The sequence below is a fragment of the Mucilaginibacter oryzae genome, assembly GCF_003148845.1.
GTDB classification, from domain to species: domain Bacteria; phylum Bacteroidota; class Bacteroidia; order Sphingobacteriales; family Sphingobacteriaceae; genus Mucilaginibacter; species Mucilaginibacter oryzae.
This window is the reverse complement of the sequence record NZ_QGHA01000012.1, coordinates 12,038-30,336: the sequence shown is the minus strand read 5'-3', so window position 1 is coordinate 30,336 and position 18,299 is coordinate 12,038. Positions and strand designations below refer to the sequence as shown.

At 44.3% G+C, this 18,299-nt stretch carries 13 protein-coding genes; 6 read left to right on the top strand and 7 right to left on the bottom strand.

The window, feature by feature from the left end; all coding sequences use genetic code 11:
- Positions 1 to 73 precede the first annotated feature (73 nt).
- Complete coding sequence (locus tag LX99_RS21445) at positions 74 to 445, bottom strand: response regulator (protein WP_109609692.1); 372 nt, start codon at positions 443 to 445, stop codon at positions 74 to 76.
- Between the two features lie 274 nt (positions 446 to 719).
- On the opposite strand from LX99_RS21445, the gene LX99_RS21440 reads away from it, so the two are divergent.
- The 3 genes from LX99_RS21440 to LX99_RS21430 all read left to right on the top strand — a co-directional run bounded on the left by LX99_RS21440 (position 720) and on the right by LX99_RS21430 (position 4,521).
- Complete coding sequence (locus LX99_RS21440) at positions 720 to 2,126, top strand: glycoside hydrolase family 30 protein (RefSeq protein WP_109609691.1); 1,407 nt, start codon at positions 720 to 722, stop codon at positions 2,124 to 2,126.
- Positions 2,127 to 2,162: 36 nt separating this feature from the next.
- Positions 2,163 to 3,953: a cellulase family glycosylhydrolase gene (locus tag LX99_RS21435; protein WP_109609690.1), complete on the top strand. Its 1,791-nt coding sequence runs from the start codon at positions 2,163 to 2,165 to the stop codon at positions 3,951 to 3,953.
- Between the two features lie 388 nt (positions 3,954 to 4,341).
- Entirely contained in the window at positions 4,342 to 4,521 is a 180-nt protein-coding gene (locus LX99_RS21430) for a hypothetical protein (protein ID WP_022833347.1), read from the top strand.
- Positions 4,522 to 4,591: 70 nt separating this feature from the next.
- Here the strand turns inward: LX99_RS21430 and LX99_RS21425 are convergent, their stop codons facing one another.
- From LX99_RS21425 to LX99_RS21410, 4 genes are all read right to left on the bottom strand, one after another.
- Positions 4,592 to 5,341 carry a DUF6624 domain-containing protein gene (locus tag LX99_RS21425; protein ID WP_146203190.1) on the bottom strand — a complete coding sequence of 250 codons (750 nt, stop codon included), beginning with the start codon at positions 5,339 to 5,341 and terminating at the stop codon, positions 4,592 to 4,594.
- Positions 5,342 to 5,614: 273 nt separating this feature from the next.
- On the bottom strand, positions 5,615 to 7,066 hold the full coding sequence (locus tag LX99_RS21420) for a serine hydrolase (protein ID WP_109609688.1): 1,452 nt from the start codon (positions 7,064 to 7,066) through the stop codon (positions 5,615 to 5,617).
- Positions 7,067 to 7,254: 188 nt separating this feature from the next.
- Entirely contained in the window at positions 7,255 to 8,793 is a 1,539-nt protein-coding gene (locus LX99_RS21415; protein ID WP_109609687.1) for a YifB family Mg chelatase-like AAA ATPase, read from the bottom strand.
- Between the two features lie 116 nt (positions 8,794 to 8,909).
- Positions 8,910 to 9,317 (bottom strand): hypothetical protein, encoded by a 408-nt coding sequence (locus tag LX99_RS21410; RefSeq protein ID WP_109609686.1) that lies wholly within the window; start codon positions 9,315 to 9,317, stop codon positions 8,910 to 8,912.
- A gap of 578 nt (positions 9,318 to 9,895) precedes the next feature.
- On the opposite strand from LX99_RS21410, the gene LX99_RS21405 reads away from it, so the two are divergent.
- On the top strand, positions 9,896 to 10,885 hold the full coding sequence (locus LX99_RS21405; protein ID WP_109609685.1) for a carboxypeptidase-like regulatory domain-containing protein: 990 nt from the start codon (positions 9,896 to 9,898) through the stop codon (positions 10,883 to 10,885).
- Between the two features lie 86 nt (positions 10,886 to 10,971).
- A complete protein-coding gene (locus tag LX99_RS21400; RefSeq protein ID WP_109609684.1) occupies positions 10,972 to 12,603 on the top strand; it encodes an outer membrane beta-barrel protein in 1,632 nt (543 codons plus the stop codon).
- 184 nt (positions 12,604 to 12,787) lie between these two features.
- Here the strand turns inward: LX99_RS21400 and LX99_RS21395 are convergent, their stop codons facing one another.
- On the bottom strand, positions 12,788 to 15,430 hold the full coding sequence (locus LX99_RS21395; RefSeq protein ID WP_245927983.1) for a zinc-dependent metalloprotease: 2,643 nt from the start codon (positions 15,428 to 15,430) through the stop codon (positions 12,788 to 12,790).
- A 97-nt stretch (positions 15,431 to 15,527) separates the two neighbouring features.
- A complete protein-coding gene (locus LX99_RS21390) occupies positions 15,528 to 16,778 on the bottom strand; it encodes an aspartyl protease family protein (RefSeq protein ID WP_109609683.1) in 1,251 nt (416 codons plus the stop codon).
- Positions 16,779 to 16,960: 182 nt separating this feature from the next.
- On the opposite strand from LX99_RS21390, the gene LX99_RS21385 reads away from it, so the two are divergent.
- Positions 16,961 to 18,163, top strand: coding sequence for a D-alanyl-D-alanine carboxypeptidase/D-alanyl-D-alanine-endopeptidase (locus tag LX99_RS21385; protein WP_245927982.1), 1,203 nt, complete (start codon positions 16,961 to 16,963; stop codon positions 18,161 to 18,163).
- Positions 18,164 to 18,299: the final 136 nt, after the last annotated feature.

Genomic DNA, 18,299 nt, shown 5'->3' with positions numbered 1-18,299 from the left:
TTATCCGACAGGGAAAAATACTTTAAAAGAAAAGGTATAAAAGCGGGAGTTGATCCTCGTGGGCTTTATTTAATCACGCCGCAATAACCCGGTTAATCACCCTTTCCAGGTCATCCAGGTCAAAAGGTTTCGCTAAATAAGTTTGGGCACCGGCGTGGCTCGCCAGGATCTGGATGTCGCTGTTGGCAGAAAAGTAAATAACAGGGATATCTTTCAGGGCCTCTGTTTTTTTGAGGGTTTGGGTAGCAATAATCCCGCCCAAATCCGGGATCCAATTATCCATCATGATCACATCCGGCAAAATAGCCGATACTCTCTCTACTATGTTGTTGCAATCGTTATAAGTGTGCACTTCCCATCCCTGTTCTTCTAAAATATAACTGCAAATTGACAGGATGTCTTCGTCATCATCAAATATGATAATCTTTTTGGTTGAAGTGCTCATGCGATACTTGTACGTGAAATTATAAACATGTTTTCATAAAAACAAATGTTTTAAATTGAAAATTAAATTAACATGTTTAACATGCTCTTTAACGTAAAAGGTGTAGCTATGTTTGGTGTTACACCACTTCTTAACTACTACAACGCTGTGCTGCGGCTTTTGTAACCGATTAATTACGGCTTTTTATTGAAAACGTTAATACTTTTACCTATCCAATTTTTAAAATCCTGATCATACTTATTTGTACCAGCAATACACCTGTAAATTATAATTCATGAACATGCAAATCAAATCGCTTTTATTGGGCAGCCTGCTTTTAGCATCGCTCGTACCGGTAAGCGCGCAAACAACCAGGGCCGCATTATGGCTTACAAAAGCCGATAGATCGGCGCTTTTTGAAGAGCAGAAAACTGATCTGACCTTCAAATCGGGCAAGGAGGGCGGTACAACTATTACTGTAGATGATAAGCCACGGTACCAGGCGATAGACGGGTTTGGCTTCGCGTTAACCGGCGGCAGCGCCATGCACATTATCCGGATGAGTGCTGATAGCCGCGCCGCCTTACTCAAAAATTTGTTTGCAACCACGGCCGAAAATATCGGGATCAGCTACCTGAGGCTGAGCATCGGCGCGTCAGATCTGAATGAAAAAGTGTTCTCGTACGATGATATGCCCGATGGCCAAACAGATCCTGAATTGAAACATTTCGATCTCGGTCCGGATAAAACCGATGTGATCCCGGTAATGAAACAGATTCTGGCTATTAATCCGGCTATTAAAATAATGGGCTCGCCATGGTCGCCGCCCGCGTGGATGAAAACCAATAATGATACCCGCGGCGGTAGACTCAAACCGGATTGCTATGCTGTTTATGCTAATTACCTGGTTAAGTATATCCAGGCCATGAAGGCCAATGGTATCAACATCGATGCCATCACCATTCAGAACGAGCCATTGCACCCCGGCAATAACCCAAGCCTGCTGTTGCCTGCACCGGATGAGGCAGATTTTATTAAAAACAACCTCGGTCCGGCTTTTAAAGCGGCGGGCATCAAAACCAAAATCATTATTTACGATCATAACGCCGACAGGCCCGATTACCCGATCTCGATCCTGAATGATCCGGAAGCACGTAAATATGTAGATGGCTCAGGCTTTCACCTGTATGGCGGCGACATTTCGGCCTTAACAGATGTACACAATGCCCATCCCGATAAAAACATTTACTTTACCGAGCAGATGACCGTTGAGCCGGAAAATCAAAACACCATCAACATTGTATGGCCTGTTAAAAGTTTAATTATTGGCGCCACCCGTAACTGGAGCCGCAACGTGCTGGAGTGGAACCTTGCTGCCGATCCGGAATATAAACCTTATACCGACAGGGGAGGCTGCCCCATGTGCCAGGGTGCCGTTACTATCGATAAAAATGAAGTAAAGAAAAACGTGGCATACTATTCGGTGGCCCATGCCTCTAAATTCGTTCGTCCGGGTTCTGTCAGAATCGCCTCGAACAGCTCAGATTCGTTGCCAAACGTTGCCTTTATCAGGCCTGATGGTAAGAAAGTGCTTATTGTAGCCAATGCCGGTGATAGCGCTCAAAGCTTTAATATCAAATTTAAAGGTAAGCTACTGGCTGCTTCCTTAGAAAAAGGTTCGGTAGCTACCTATATCTGGTAACCAAACACCCCAGGCTAAATTCAAAATGAAAACAACATGTTAACAACATTTAGAAAAAATATCAAATTAAGCGCTGCCGTTAAGGTGTTGCTGGCAGCCGCCCCCACTTTATTTTTTAGCTTGACGGGCAACGCCCAAACAGGCTTTTTAAAGGCCGAGGGTAAAAAGATTGTGGATGAAAAAGGGCAGAACGTATTGCTGCGCGGCATGGGTTTAGGCGGATGGATGTTGCAGGAAGGCTATATGCTGCACATTAATAAAGATAGCCGCCAGTACCGCATTCGCGAACGCCTGGAAGAATTGATGGGCCCGGCCGAAACCAAAGAGTTTTATGATACCTGGCTGGCCAACAATACCCGCAAAATTGATGTAGACTCGATGAAACGATGGGGTTTTAACTCCGTCCGCCTGCCGATGCATTATAACCTGTACACCCTGCCGGTTGACAAGGAACCCGTTGCAGGTAAAAATACCTGGATAGAAAAAGGTTTTAAAATGACCGACGACCTGCTGGCCTGGTGTAAAGCCAACCACATGTACCTCATCCTCGATTTGCATGCCACCCCGGGCGGGCAGGGTAATGACCTAAACATTTCCGACCGCGACCCTGACAAACCTTCGCTTTGGGATAGTGAAGCCAACAAGGCCAAAACCATAGCCCTGTGGCGCAAACTGGCCGAACGCTATAAAAACGAACCATACATTGGCGCTTACGATATTATTAATGAACCAAACTGGGGTTTTGATGATCCGCGGAATGATAAAAACGGATTGAAGGAAAAAACCAATGCGCCATTAAGAAAACTGATGGTTGATATTACGGCCGCCATCCGCGAGGTGGATAAAAAACACATCATCATTATTGAGGGCAACGGCTGGGGCAACAACTACAACGGCATTTTGCCGCAATGGGATAAAAACATGGTGCTGAGCTTCCACAAGTACTGGAACTTTAACGATCAGAAATCGATAGAGCACATTGTTAAAACCCGCGACCAGTACAACATCCCGGTTTGGCTTGGCGAAACCGGCGAAAACTCAAACACCTGGATAACCGAGGCTATCGGCTTGTTAGAACGCAATAATATTGGCTGGAGCTTATGGCCGCTTAAAAAGCTGGGTAATAACAACCCGCTTGAAATTGTATCCAACTTAAATTATGATGATGTGGCCGGCTATATGAATACCGGCAGGCATAAACCTAAAGAAAGCAACGTATATAGCGGCACACTCGAGCTTGCCACCTATGCCAAATTAGAAAGCAACATCATTCACCACGATGTGATCGATGCCATTTTCAGGCAGCCACACTCCGCAGATACCAAACCGTTTAAGGCTAACAAGATAGGCAACGGCACTATTATCAATGCTGTTGATTACGACCTTGGCCGCAATGGCTCTGCCTATTTTGATACCGATACCGCCGATTACCATACATCGGGCAAGCCGGGCGTAGGCAACCGCGGCCATGTGTACCGTAACGATGGCGTGGATATCGCCAAAGATTCAACCCAATACAACAGCTATTATGTAGATCACATTGAAACCGGCGAGTGGACACAGTACACCGTTTTTGTTAAAACTCCGGGTGTATATTCCATCAGTTTAAAAGTTGCTTCGCCTAATGATGATGCCAAACTATCGGTACTGGTTGACAACACTACCCAGGCCAAAGAAGTAGCTGTACCCAATACCGGCGGGCTAAAAAAATGGCAGGTGATAGCTGTAAAAAATATTGTGCTGAAGGCCGGAGCCAACAAAATAAAGGTACAGGCGGATAATGGCAGGTATAATTTACATTACCTGCAATTTTGGAAAGGGAAATGATTTTTTGAATGATTTGGGGCCCGGACAATTTGATTGTTCCGGGCCTTTTATTTGGTGCACGAATTGATTTGCGGGGGGTATAGCATTTTTACGAATTACACGGATTTTATCAGGTAAGTGCGTGCGGCTCGATTTTTTATTCCTACACGAATGATTTGCCGGGTGTATAGCATTTTTACGAATTACACGAATTGTTTTTGCCTGGCCCCTTATTCGTGTAATTGGGTTAATTCGTGAAAATCAGTGTGAAAATTCCCTTTCTTTCAACATCTCCTCAGGCCAGTTTTACAGGGGATATTTTTCTTCGAAAGCTCTTGTAAATCAATACTCTTATAGTTAAATTTATTGTACCAATTATCTACATGATCTAACATAAGGAGGAGTCGTTATGAAAAAACCAGCTACCATAGTTAGTCAGCCTGATAAGACTGAAACTACCCCTGCCACACCCGTAAACAACCGCCCCGGCAACCAAAAAATGTACCGCGATCACAGCCACTGCGATCACTCGCACGGCCGGGTAAATAAGTTCGCGATAGGCAGCAACAGGGGGCCCTGCTTTTTTTAAGTTAAAGTATTTTAACGGGTAAGAACTATCGGGCATTCGTGCCCGGAGATCTTTTATTGCCTACATTGATCTATTTTACCAGGAAATACGATCTGCTATCGGGCTTAAAAATGTGCAAATACATAGCAAGCGGGCAAAGGCCGATGGCTTCCCGGCGCGCGTCAACACTGGCCTCATCGGCTATGGCGAAGCTTTGGTATTGCCCATCGTCGGCAATTCGCACGTGGGTACCGTAAATCTGTGTGTTATTTTCATTCAGGGCTATGTTATCGGCAATAATGGCAAAACCTTCGGCGGGTAAAGCACCCTCAAACGCCGCGGTGCGTACTATCGAAAAGTATTTTTTTTGATCGGCTATGCTCGCATGCATCAAAACAATGATGAGGGTCTCTGCCGCATCCCGACCGAAATCTGTTTTTCCCTTCCAACCATAGGTGTTTACAATAGAAGACATTTTGATAAAGTTAATCGAATCTGTTTCGTGCAGATACTGCTTAAACCTCTTTACCACTTCCGAGTTTTGCCCGTATCTATTACACAGCCTTACATATTCATCATAATTTGCTTGGTAACTCTTTAACATCTGCGAAAACTCGATGGCTACCGGCTCAATTAGCCTGGTGCGGTTATGCATCACGGCATCTTTCAACATCTCCCAGCGGTCCTGCCGTTGATACTTTCTGAAAAGCGGATCGGCGGCAAGCCGGTTGTAGTTTTTAAAGCCCCGTTTGCTTAGCAGTTCAAGGTAACAGTATGCACTGTCGCGTTCATCCAGCGCGGCCCAACAGGCGGCGGCATTGTACAAGTGCGAAGTATCCATAATTCCTCCGACCCGCAAAACAACATATAATTTGGCGGCCTTTTTATATTTTTTGATGGCGAATAAAGAATCCGCGGTCCGAAACGTAGTTTTTCTATTCTGCGCTTTAGCCCGAATAATACACAGGCAAATGATTGGCAACAGTAAAATATATTTCAACCGCATGATCAAGGTTTGATGGCATTAAATATATGACCATCAAACGGATAAAGCCGGTTCCGTGATATGGAAGCCGACTTTATTTAACATTTTTTAACGCGGTTAAAAACCTATCTAATCTGCCCTTTTCAACTCCATCTTTCCACCATCGCCATAAAATATCAAATGCATTTTGCCTTCCGCGTCTTTATTAAACTCAAGCTCGTAATTTAAATCGCGGAAAAAAAAACGGTTAACTGACTGCGGGTAAAGTTCCCTTTTAATATCGCCGATAGCCTGTGCAAACAGGTGCCCGCCAATTTCAGTAATGGTTAAAGTACGCGGCGGTCCAATCAAAAATTTACCGGTATAAGTTTTTAATAATTCAGCAGATACCGGAACCAGTGTTTTGATGTTGGGATGATACAAGCCTTTAAATCCGTAAACTTTAGCTACGCTGTTAATCAACTCATTAATAACGCCATCATTATTGCTGTTCACCATTACCACCACACCATTGCCGCCCTCAAAACTGCCAACATAACGGGCGCGGAAACCGGCATCGGCCCCGTCATGGCTGAAATAGAAAACACTATCCGGTTTGCTGATAAATACACCGAGGCCAGCATCACTACCTGCATGTACGGTAAACATTTGCTTTACGCTCGCCGTATTGAGCACCTTAGCCGATTTACCTTCGTAAGCAAGCTGCATCCAGATGATGTACTTTGCCAGATCGGTAGGGTTTGTCCATAAACCGGCCGCGGCCTGCTCGGGGTAGATATGGTAGTTTCCCCTTATTGGTTTCTCGTCTTCATTATAAGCTATGGCCAAAAGCTTTTGATCAACATCAGTAGCAGGCTGGGCGAAGGTGCTGCCGTTCATGCCTAAGGGTTTGAGCACCTCTTTCTTCATATAATCGGCATAAGGCTGATGGGTAACATCCATTACCATCAATTGCGCAACAGTTATTCCGCCGCCCGAATATTGATATCCTGATCCGGGGGCTGTTACAGAATGTATACGCGGCGTATTGGCCGGTTTTTCGCCGTTAAGTACCTGTACAATAGTTGGCAGAGGTGTACCCGGCTCATAACCGCCGAAACCATGCACGTTGATACCCGCGCTATGGCTTAATAAATTGGCCATGGTGATCTTTTTTCCTTTCGAAATGCTATCGTAAGGAAATTTCCAGCTGGTTAAGTAATTATTGATATCGGCATCAAGGTTAAGCTTTTTTTGCTGCACAAGCCTCATCACACCAACAGCGTTTAGCGATTTACTGATAGAGCCGGCCTGGAATAGTGTTTGCGCGGTTACCGGAGTTTTTGCACTATCATTAGCGAAGCCATATCCTTTAGCCCATATAATTTTATGGTTTTGAATAACCGCGATGCTTACTCCCGGTATTTTATAATAAGCCATCCTATCGGCGAGGTTCCATGGTTTTTCACCTGCAATTTGTACACGACCAAAAAGATTGTTTTCTACCTGCTTTATTTGTTCAGCTGTGTTGGTTTGGGCGTGGAGGATTAAAGGGGCGGATAATAACACCGCCGAGGTAAATAATTTGTTTAAGGTTTTCATTGATTTATTCCAGATAGGTTCACACCATCAAAGATATAAACAAATCAAAACAAAACAGAATTTTATTTTAAAAAATTTTAATATTCAAAATAAAATATCGAAATCGGTGCGTTTTTATAATAAAAACTCCGCCGTTCGAAGTCTATGACTTCGAACTGATATGCCTTGAGACTGTTTCTCAAGCATCCCTACCCCGCCCAGCCCTCTCTATCCAAACTTCTGAAATGGATCGCTTCGGCCAAATGTTCAAGCTTAATTTCTTCGCTCCCGGCCAAATCGGCAATGGTTCGCGATACTTTTAAGATCCTGTCATAAGCTCTTGCCGAAAGGCCCAGTTTTTCCATCGCCCGTTTAAGCAGGGCCTGGCCGGCTACATCAATTTTACATTGCTCGCGCACCATTTGCGAGTTCATCTGGGCGTTGGCATGCAGATCAGCACGGTTGCCGAAGCGCTTTACCTGCACCTCGCGGGCTTTAATTACCCGCTCGCGGATCAGTTCGCTTTTTTCGGCGGCACGATCTGACGATAGTTCGCTGAAATTAACCGGTGTTACCTCTACATGAAGGTCGATCCTATCCAACAGCGGACCGGAAATTTTACTCAGGTATTTTTGCACCATTCCAGGCGGACAGATGCATTCCTTTTCGGGATGGTTGTAATAGCCGCAGGGGCATGGGTTCATACTGGCCACCAGCATAAAACTGCTCGGATAGTCAACGGTAAACTTGGCTCTCGATATAGTTACCCTGCGCTCTTCCAGCGGCTGGCGCATTACCTCAAGGGCGCTGCGTTTAAACTCCGGCAGTTCATCCAGAAACAACACGCCGTTATGCGCCAGCGAAATTTCGCCGGGGGCGGGATTGCTGCCGCCGCCTACCAGCGCCACATCGCTTATGGTATGGTGCGGGCTTCTGAATGGCCTGACGGTTACCAACGCGTCCGCCGCCGAAAGCTTGCCCGCCACCGAGTGGATTTTGGTGGTTTCCAGGGCCTCGTATAAACTTAAGGGCGGCAATATTGATGGCAACCTGCGGGCCAGCATAGTTTTACCTGCCCCCGGCGGGCCGATCAGGATCACGTTGTGGCCGCCCGCCGCCGCAATCTCCAGCGCCCGCTTAATATTTTCCTGCCCTTTTACTTCGCTAAAGTCGCTATCGTAATTACACAGGCTATCGTAAAATTCTTCGCGGGTATTTACAATTTCGGGCTTGAGTGTGGTGGTACCGTTAAAAAAGCCCACCACCTCGGTAATGCTTTCCACGCCGTAAACTTCAAGGTCGTTCACTATTGCAGCCTCACGGGCGTTTTGTTTGGGAAGGATGAACCCTTTAAAGCCATCCTTGCGCGCCTGAATAGCGATGGGCAAAGCGCCTTTTATGGGCTGTAAACTGCCATCGAGCGAAAGTTCGCCCATAATGATATATTGATCAAGCGTATCAGATTCTATCTGGCTGGATGCGGCAAGTACTCCTGTGGCTATGGTCAAATCGTACGATGAACCTTCTTTTTTGATATCGGCAGGGGCCATATTTACCACCACCTGCTGCCGCGGCATCCGGAAACCGCAGTTTTTCAGCGCCGATTCGATCCTGAAATAGCTTTCTTTTACAGCAACATCAGGTAAACCGACTATAAAATATTTTGTGCCCGATGCGATATTCACTTCAACGGTTATGGTGATGGCCTGTATACCATAAACTGCGCTTCCAAATGTTTTAACCAACACTGCGATAAAAGTTTAAATAAGCCGAAAGATATTGATTTTTGATGAAGTGGAAATACGTTTGAAACAAAAAAACCGCTTATATAAGCGGCTTTCAAAATTATAAAGTTTATTGATCCTTATCGCAACAAAGCGCCGGCCTCGCAAACCACCAGTATGAAACTGCAGGAAACAATCACACAAATCATGAGCATTACGCTCCAGGTATTGGGGTTATGCTTGCTGATCCGCTCAAAAGCAAGGTTTATTTTTTTAAAAAAGCGGCTGTTCAGCAATACAAAATAGTTAAGCAACAAAGCTCCTGTAGCCCCCAGCAAAATCATTAAGCCCGATACAGGGCTTACCCGGAACCAGCCTGTATTTAAAAACAACTGCGCTACGGTTGTTAAAATAGCCAGCAAAATGATCATTAAAAAGCTGGCGCCAAAAAGTGCGTTAGCTTTAGGCAAACCGCCATGACCAAAGTTTTTAACATTCCACCTGTAAAACGTTACGTAAATGGATTTGTAGATTACTGCTGCTTTCATAATGTTATGGTTTTAGGTAATTAATTCGGTTTGGCATACTATTGCGTACACAATATTAGTTTAAAAACGCAATCTGCGAAATTTTATTATGACAAACAGCGTTTTTAATTGATTTTTTAACAGAATATTTGGTTGGTAAGCTTTATCCTTAAAATACAACACGCTTATTCAATATAAATTTTCATACGAATTGTTACAAATTACCGAAATACACGAACACAGCTTGCACTTGCTGCTTGGTAAAACAAATGTTACAAATACTAATATACCAGCATTTTACTTCATTTTTGTTTTAAGAGAGATTAGCGAAATTGTCCGCATTTTCCCATTTTAAGAGCTATTGCATATATCTTATTGTACGGAGATAATACAGCATTGGTTGATCAGGGAAAAATGTTACTGATGGTTTAAACCTTTGCTGCTGATTTTGATCAAAGCAACAGATCATCATTAATAAATAAAATTTAACAAACTAAACCCTACCAAACCCTATGATATAAGTATCCAAACTTACACCGGCCCTACATCTTTACCTCAATACATTTTTTACCCTTACCAATCTGCACCTAAACCGCTGAATGAAGACCTCCTTTATCTCACTGATACTTATTTGCCTGTTTTCTTCCGCTTACGCTCAAAACCGCGCCATTATTAAAGGCAAGGTAATTGATTCTGTGAGCAAACAACCGCTTGAATTAAGTACAGTGGCTATGGTTGATGTGGCAGATTCGTCGCTTATTGCCTATACGTTAAGCAAAAAAAACGGAACCTTTGAATTGCTGCGCCTCCCGGCCGAAAAGCCGGTTAAACTGGTGATTTCCTTCGCCGGGTATAAAAGTTATATCCGAAGGTTCAATTTTAAAATGGCCGAAGTAGTTGATATAGGCGAGATTTCGCTAAACAGTAAAATGCTGAACGAGGTTGTTGTACGGGCAGAACGGACACCCGTTAAAATAAAAAAAGACACCATCGAATTTGACGCGGCCGCGTTTAAAACCCGCCCCAATGCCGCACTGGAGGAGCTACTTAAAAAGCTCCCCGGTGTACAAATAGACGGCGACGGAACGATAACCGTTAACGGTAAAGATGTAAGCAAGCTGCTTATAGACGGTAAGCAGTTTTTTGGCAACGACCCTAAAATAGCAACCAAAAACCTCGATGCCGAAATTGTAGCCCAGATACAGGTTTATGACGACAGGGAGAACGACCCGGACCACCTGATCAGCGAAACCAAAGTGCCTAAAATTATCAACATCAAACTAAAAAAAGCCATTAAACGCAGCATTTTTGGTAAAGTGTTTGCCGGTGCCGGCTCGCGTAACAGGTATGAAACCGGCGGGCTTTTTAACATGTTCAGGGATACCTTGCAACTGAGTTTAATAGGCCTCAGCAATAATTTAAACCATACCGGTTTTTCGAACCAGGAAATTTACTCGGAAGGAGGTTTTGACCGCAGCGGAGGAAATACCTTGTTTAACGGTCGTCAAAACTTTGGGCGCAGCTGGGGAGGGATCGAAAAAATCACTTCGGGGGCTTTAACCTCAACCAGAATTACGGTAAAAAGCTAAAGCTGAACCTGCAGTATTTTTATACAAAGCGAAATAACATCAATAACTCGTCAAATCTGCAGCAGCAGTTTCTGGGCGATACTACATTGCTAAACTCATCAACAAACAATCGTACATCCGGCAACCAAAGTCATTCGGCAAGCGGTTTGATTGAATGGGAACCGGACACCGTACGCAATTTGCGTTTCAATCCGTCAATAAGTTTTAACACTAATGATAATCAATCCAACTCGTTTGGTGATACGCATAACAATTTCGATATGCCGGTAAATAAATCAACGGCAAACAGTTACGGTAACGGCAGTTCTACGCAATACAGGCAAACCTTTTATTTTCACAAACGCTCCAGGAAACATAAAGGCGAATCGTTTAATATTTCAAACAACCTGCAGATCAACCCCGGCAGAAGTACATCGTTCAATAACAATGATGTAATTAATTACCAGCATGCCTATTTAACAGATAGCCTGCGCCGCCGCTCCAGCCGTACCAATACCAATGTTTCAGGCAATATCGATCTGAGTTACCGCTATCCCGTTACCAAAAAGCTTACACTTGATATTACCACTTCAAACGCCTACAATAAAAGCAGCGACCAGCTTTTTACCTACGATATCAAAACCAACCGGTTTGATTCGTTGCTTACCAATCAAAGTTCCGACCTTAAACGCGATCAGTGGACCGAGAACGTTAAGCCTGGTTTAACCTACCAGCTTGGTAAAAACACACAGATTATAGCAGGGCTTAACACGCAGTGGCAGCAAATTGCAAACAATTTTTCGAGCAGCAGGCTCAACCAAAATTATTTTTTCCTGCTGCCAACCATCCGTTTTGAAACCGACCAGCTATCTATAAGTTACGACCGCAACGTTAACCAGCCCGGTATATCAAGCCTGCAGCCAATTACCATTGTTTACAGTCCGCTGTATACTTTTACAGGTAACCCGAATTTAAGACCGGCCATCAATGATTCGTATAACCTTAACTACCGCCTTTATACCACCCAAAGCCAGATAAGCGTATGGCTTTACAGCAGTGTTTACAGGCAAAAAAACATGTCGATAAATCAGCAAACCATCCGGTCGGACGGGTCGCAAACCGTTACCGTGGTTAACCGCGACGGCAGGCCGGGCTATAACATGAATATAGGTTTCAACAAACGCTTCAGGAAGATGAAAGACTGGCAGATTTTTTTCAGTTCATCGGTATATGGGTACTACAATCAAAACCTTAACCTGCTTAATAATGCAGAGGGCTGGCAGAACACCTTTAACCGGGGTATTTACGAAAATATTTTTTTAGACTGGAAGGAAAAGATGACCTTAAACATAGGCGCGGGATACAGCATAAGTGATACCAAATACAACTACGATGATTTCAGGAAGGTTCACGCCGGTAACTTTAACCTTAATAACAGCCTTGTTGTAAGGCCCCTCAGGCAATTAACCTGGGAAACCAAACAGGATTTTTATTATAATACCCAGATAGCGCCGGGTTTAAAGAAAGGCGTAAACGTAATCAGCTCGTCGGTTGCTATGCGGATGTTCAAAAAAGATCGCGGAGAATTAAAGTTTACCGTTTATGACCTGTTTAATCAAAACGTAAGTATCTACCGCACTACAGGCACCAACTCTATAAACGACGTACAGAACAATACTTTAAACAGGTATTTTTTGGTTAGCTACAGCATAAAGTTTAATAAACTGAGCACCAAATAAGTAAAACAGTTTATTTGCTTGGTTAAGTAACTGGTATTTTAACGTACGTTGAGCGTGTAATGGGCAGCCGGTAAAATCCTGATGACCAGTGTCACCTAAAAACACTTTACAGTACTACAGCACATAAAAAAATCCTGCCCCAAAATGAGGCAGGATTATAAATCAGTATTTAAAGCCTTTTAAATTAAAAATCGAAGCTTGTTTTAGGCCAGCAGTTGGTGCTGCCTGCTTTCGGATCTAAACTGTCGGGCACCGGGGTTGTCAGGCCGCGCATCATAATGCCATTAATATTTACAACCGGGCGGGTTGGGTTAAGCGCTTCTTTGATCCTTAGTCGCAAATCGGCATAATGCGCCGCTGTAAGCGCGTCGCCGCCTTTTGGCAATCCGGCATCAATTTTCTTTAATTCAACACGAACCATCGGCCTGATATCAGACATGGCGATATTGATTGGCGTTAAACCCCAACTTGCCAGCGATGCCGCCGATATACCGGCATAGGATGCTGAGGCATCAAGATTTAACAACGTTTTAAGGTATTCCACATAATTACGTTGCAGGCTGCGTTTATAACTGTCAGGATTGCCGGCACCAAATATGCCTGCATGCAAATCGTTAAATAACTCGGCAACGGTGTAGGCATTTTTACCATTTTTAGCTTCGTTATCATACATACGGGCCAGTCTTGACGGGTTTAACTCGTTTGCCAGCAATGACGCCTGCATAGCTTTGATCCGGTTAATAATTACGCCGTTGTCAAACTTAGCCAGTTCCGGCTGGTTAATTAACCAGGTTGGGGTTTTGTACAATTGTTCATTCAAAAATACGGCAGCTTCGTGCTGGCGGGCTTTGGCTACGAAATCATAAACGGCACCTTTCTGATCATAAGTTTTAAAGTTTTCATTCATGCCGCCGATGTTGGTAGTAACGTGGCCCATGTAACGGTAAAACTGACCAAGCACTTCGTTGTAAAGTTCGCTCAGGTCATCATAATTTTCATTTTTTTGGTACGACCATTTTTCGAGGTTTGGCAAAATACGTTTCAGGTTGGCGATACCATAAGCGCTCGCTTTCATGGCATTATCCCCCAAATCTTCGTTTTGCAAACGAGGGTCGATGGATGTACCCTGGCGGCCGAAGTAATATTTAGGGTCGCCCGCATGTTTATCTGTCCATTTGGCCAGGATCTCTTTTTCCTGCTCGGGAGTTTTGTTGCCGACAAACCAGGTATATCCCCATTTAATCGACCAATCATCATACTCGCCAATTTGCGGGTAAAGGTGCGTTACACCATCGCCCGGCTGGGCTATATAATTGAAACGGGCATAATCCATAATTGACGGAGCTGTGCCGTGCTTGTCGGTAAACGATTTTGAACGCAAAGAATCAACCGGGTAAGCATAGCTCGAACCAAAGTTGTGTGGCAAACCAAGGGTGTGACCAATCTCATGCGATGATACGAAACGGATCAGTTCGCCCATTTGCTCATCAGTAAATTGAGCATGGCGCGCGTTAGGGTTTACAGCCGCTGTCTGGATCAGATACCAATCGCGCAATAACTGCATCACGTTGTGGTACCAGCCTACGTGGCTTTCCAAAATCTCGCCGCTGCGCGGGTCGGCAACATGCGGCCCGTAAGCATTCTCCACATCCGAGGCAAAGTAACGGATCACGGCATAACGTGCATCCTCGGTGCTAAACTCCGGATCTTCTTTTTTGGTTGGAGCTACCTTAGCCACAATAGCGTTTTTAAAACCGGCGGTTTCAAAGGCTTTTTGCCAATCGTTTACACCGGCAATAAGATACGGCACCCATTTTTTAGGTGTAGCCGGATCAATGTAGTATACAATTTGTTTCTTTGGCTCAACCAGTTTACCGTTCGCATAAGCTACCGGGTCTTTAGGTTCCAGCCGCCAGCGGTGTATGTAGGCCGTAACCAAAGCTTTTTGCGCGTCGGTGCCATAATCTGTCTGGCGCTGACCAAAAAAGCCTACCCGCTCATCCATGATCCTCGGCTTCATCGGTGTTTTAGGCAACAGCAACATCGAGGTATTCAGTTCGAAGGTGATGGCTCCGTTGCTGTTATCCGTTGGCGATTCGCCGGCGCGGTATGTTTTTAATGAATGTGCTTCGATATTTATCGGAAAGCTCTTAATCGTATCTATATATGAGCGCGAGTTATCAAGGCCCATGGTTTTATAGGCTTTTTTAATATCGTCTGATAAACCAATAGCCTGCACATCCCCGTTGTAAAAATCAGTAACATCAATTAAAACGCCGGTGGTATCTTTATTAAAGGCTTTAACATCAAACGAAGCCAGCACCGCATCAAGGTTTGAGTTTTTTACCGATTGATACATATCACTGGTACTATCGGCACGCATTGAAAAGCTTGGCACGCGGATAAACACCTGCTTGTCGCGGCGTTCCCATTTCCAAACCTGGTCGTTAATTTCTTCGCCGCCATATTGCTGACCAAAAGTGCGCAGGCCGCCGGGTGTTTTAACAAAGCGGGTAACCACCAGCATTTCGCGGCCGTTTAATGAATCCGGAATTTCGTAGTAATACTTGCCATCAACCTTGTACAGGTTAAACAAGCCGCTATCAACCTTAGTTTTGGCCGGGATCAGGTCACTGAATTTTTTGATGCCTTCTTTTTTAGGCGCGCCGGTTGTGGCGGTAGCCACCGTTCCGTTGGCTGTTGTGGTGGTTTTAAGGGTTAGGGTTTGATTGGCAGCATGCTTTTTAGTAGCGCACGAACCCGCTAAAATTGCAAGCGCCAATACTGAGCCGCGCATGTAAATGCCCGGCAATAAGTGTTTTTTCATTGATTAAAATAAAGTTAAACTGTAAACTTATATAAAAAAGGCTTCTTTTTTCAGGGTAAGACGCATTATAGCTAAAAAAAATTACGCGTATTGTTAATTATATTCGGCGTTTTAAGGTAAGCACCACTTTATCAAGCCTTTTTTCGTGGTAAACATCCAAAAGCAGGCTCCTGTCGTCTTTTGATTTAAAAAGTTCGTCAATTTGCTGGAGCGTCATTTTAGATACCGGGTTAAAATTGATAGCAATAATCTCGTCATCGCGTTCAAGGCCTATCTCATCAGCCGCCGAACCGGGTTCAACCCGGCTAATCACAATCCTGTCGTAATTATCGCCTGCGGCGTAATACTCCAAACCGCTCATGTCATGCTCAAAAGGCTCATCGAAATTAGAGGCCCGCTTCAGGTACATCACGCTATCCGGGTAATCAAATACTACCGTAAAGCGTTTCAAAATCCCGGCGCCCAAATTACCATCACGTTTTACTGTAAGGTTGTTTTGGTTATTGTTATCGTTAGGAAAAGAAGCAAGCACCTGCTTCACCCTGAATTTACCAATATCAAACTCCTCGAGCCGGCTTATAAAACCATTAATGGGCCCGTTAAGGCCAATGCCAAGGTTGGCCGATGAGATAAATTTTTGCGGCAGGCCATAGTTTTTAATATACCGCTCGATAGAAACCGGGTGCCCCGCCCCCAAATCTACCACCAGCTTTGTTTTAAACGGTGTAACACCCGGCATCACTACCCTCGCGCTAATGTATGGCTTCCTGTCTTCAACGCTCATGGGTATTTTACTGCTGCGCCGCATCGGTTTCAAATCTTTGGGGCGGCAAACGGTAACCGTGCTATCCTGGAAATCAATTTTCACGGCCATATTGTTAAAAAATTCATAGCCCAACAAGCCGTGTACCGGCATGCCCGCGTAGCCGGAAAGGTTAAAAACATCCTTTTTAAGTATGGCCGCGGCAATGTCATAACTAACAAGCCCGGGTATTTCAACGTTTAGTATGGGGCTTACGTAGGCTTCAGAATCTTCGCCCTCGCCAAGCCCGGGTATTTTTAGGGTACGTTTATTGGGAATGCTCAGCGAATCGACTAATTTGGGATCAGTAATAATCATGAGGCCAACCCCCGTATCCAAAATAAAGTTAAAGGGACCTTTGTTATTGATCTTCAGTTTTATGATTAACAGATTGCGTTCCAACCTGAAAGGGATATTGACCTTTTTTTTATTAACGGCAAGATCAAAGTACTGGCCGCGAACGGTACCAGCCACGCAGAATGTTAATATAGCCGCAAGCCACCATGCCGCGGACCGGTGTAATTTATAATATAACTTGTGTAACAAAATGGTTATAGTTGGTATATTAAATTTACCACATTTATTTGTTAATTGAATATTTTATTATGCGAAAACCAACTATTTCAATTCTGATAATCATTGGTGTTTTAAGTGTATTCCATCACAGCATTTATGCCCGTTCAATAAAAAAAAGGAAGCTTAAAAAGCTTTTCAGGCACTCCCAAATTATGAACGATCATTTTACAGGCTTTGCCCTGTATGATATGGATGAGCAAAAAATGATTTACGAGCTTAATGCCGATAAATATTTCACCCCGGCATCCAATACCAAGCTTTTCACTTTTTATACCTGCCTCAAAATGCTGGGCGATAGCATCCCGGCGCTCCGCTATCAAATCCGGGGCGATTCGCTGGTATTTTGGGGCACCGGCGATCCGACATTTTTACATTCCGATCTAAAAGGTGTAAACGGACTAAATTTTTTAAGAAGCAGCAACAGGCAATTGTTCTATTCGCCGGGAAACTATAGCGGTGAGCTTTTTGGTCCCGGCTGGGCCTGGGATGATTACAACGATTACTACCAGGCCGAGATCACCGCGCTACCCATTGAAGATAACGTAGCACGGCTATATGCAGACCGTGACGGCAACATGCAGGTAGCGCCCCGGTATTTGAAGCGGTTTTTAAATGCCGACGTTAATTATCATCCGGCCAGGTTTAATGTAAAACGCGATTTGTTAACCAATAACTTTGTTTACCCTGCCGGAGAGATCCCGCCGGGTTATAAGCAGGAAATTCCGTGGAAAACAAGTTTGCAGCTTACCATAGCCTTGCTGCAGGACACGTTGAAAAAGCCGGTATCGCTATTGCAAACACCAATGCCTGCCGATACCAAAATTATTTATAACGCCAATGCCGATTCGGTGTACCGGCGAATGTTGCAACCGAGCGATAATTTTATTGCCGAACAATTGCTGCTGGTATGCTCATCAATAAAGTTTAATACTTTAAACGCCGATTCGGTAATTAACTACGCCAAAACCAATCTGCTGAACGATCTGCCGGATGTCCCGCAATGGGTAGATGGATCGGGCTTATCACGCTATAATTTGTTTACGCCAAGGGATATGGTAACCCTTCTGCTGAAAATTCATGATGAGGTAAAGGATGAAAAATTGCTTTATAGTATGATGCCAATAGGTGGTGTTGCCGGAACTATAAAAAGCGCCTATAAAACAGATAACGGGCAGCCCTTTGTTTGGGCCAAAACAGGTTCATTAAGTAACAATCATAATCAAAGCGGTTATTTGGTTACCCGGAAAGGCAAACGACTTGCCTTTGCATTTATGAACAACAATTTTGTAAGGCCGGGCCGGGAGATTAGGGATGAGATGGTTAGGATTATGACTTATATCCATGAGGAGTTTTAGCTCTTTCTCCCCTCGATCCGCGGGGACACGGATCGGCTGGTTTTGCCTCCACGGATAGCTGCCAGCTATTAAGGATAATAGCGTACAAGCGGCCGTGGGGACACGACCGCCTTGGATATGGACCCATGCCTTTCCT

Bases quoted from the DNA above. Each gene is read 5' to 3' on its own strand.
- LX99_RS21435 (WP_109609690.1), top strand. From the start codon at position 2,163: ATGTTAACAACATTTAGAAAAAATATCAAATTAAGCGCTGCCGTTAAG.
- LX99_RS21385 (WP_245927982.1), top strand. From the start codon at position 16,961: ATGAACGATCATTTTACAGGCTTTGCCCTGTATGATATGGATGAGCAA.
- LX99_RS21410 (WP_109609686.1), bottom strand. From the start codon at position 9,317: ATGAAAGCAGCAGTAATCTACAAATCCATTTACGTAACGTTTTACAGG.
- LX99_RS21440 (WP_109609691.1), top strand. From the start codon at position 720: ATGAACATGCAAATCAAATCGCTTTTATTGGGCAGCCTGCTTTTAGCA.
- LX99_RS21425 (WP_146203190.1), bottom strand. From the start codon at position 5,341: ATGGATACTTCGCACTTGTACAATGCCGCCGCCTGTTGGGCCGCGCTG.
- LX99_RS21405 (WP_109609685.1), top strand. From the start codon at position 9,896: ATGAAGACCTCCTTTATCTCACTGATACTTATTTGCCTGTTTTCTTCC.
- LX99_RS21445 (WP_109609692.1), bottom strand. From the start codon at position 445: ATGAGCACTTCAACCAAAAAGATTATCATATTTGATGATGACGAAGAC.
- LX99_RS21395 (WP_245927983.1), bottom strand. From the start codon at position 15,430: ATGAAAAAACACTTATTGCCGGGCATTTACATGCGCGGCTCAGTATTG.
- LX99_RS21420 (WP_109609688.1), bottom strand. From the start codon at position 7,066: ATGAAAACCTTAAACAAATTATTTACCTCGGCGGTGTTATTATCCGCC.
- LX99_RS21430 (WP_022833347.1), top strand. From the start codon at position 4,342: ATGAAAAAACCAGCTACCATAGTTAGTCAGCCTGATAAGACTGAAACT.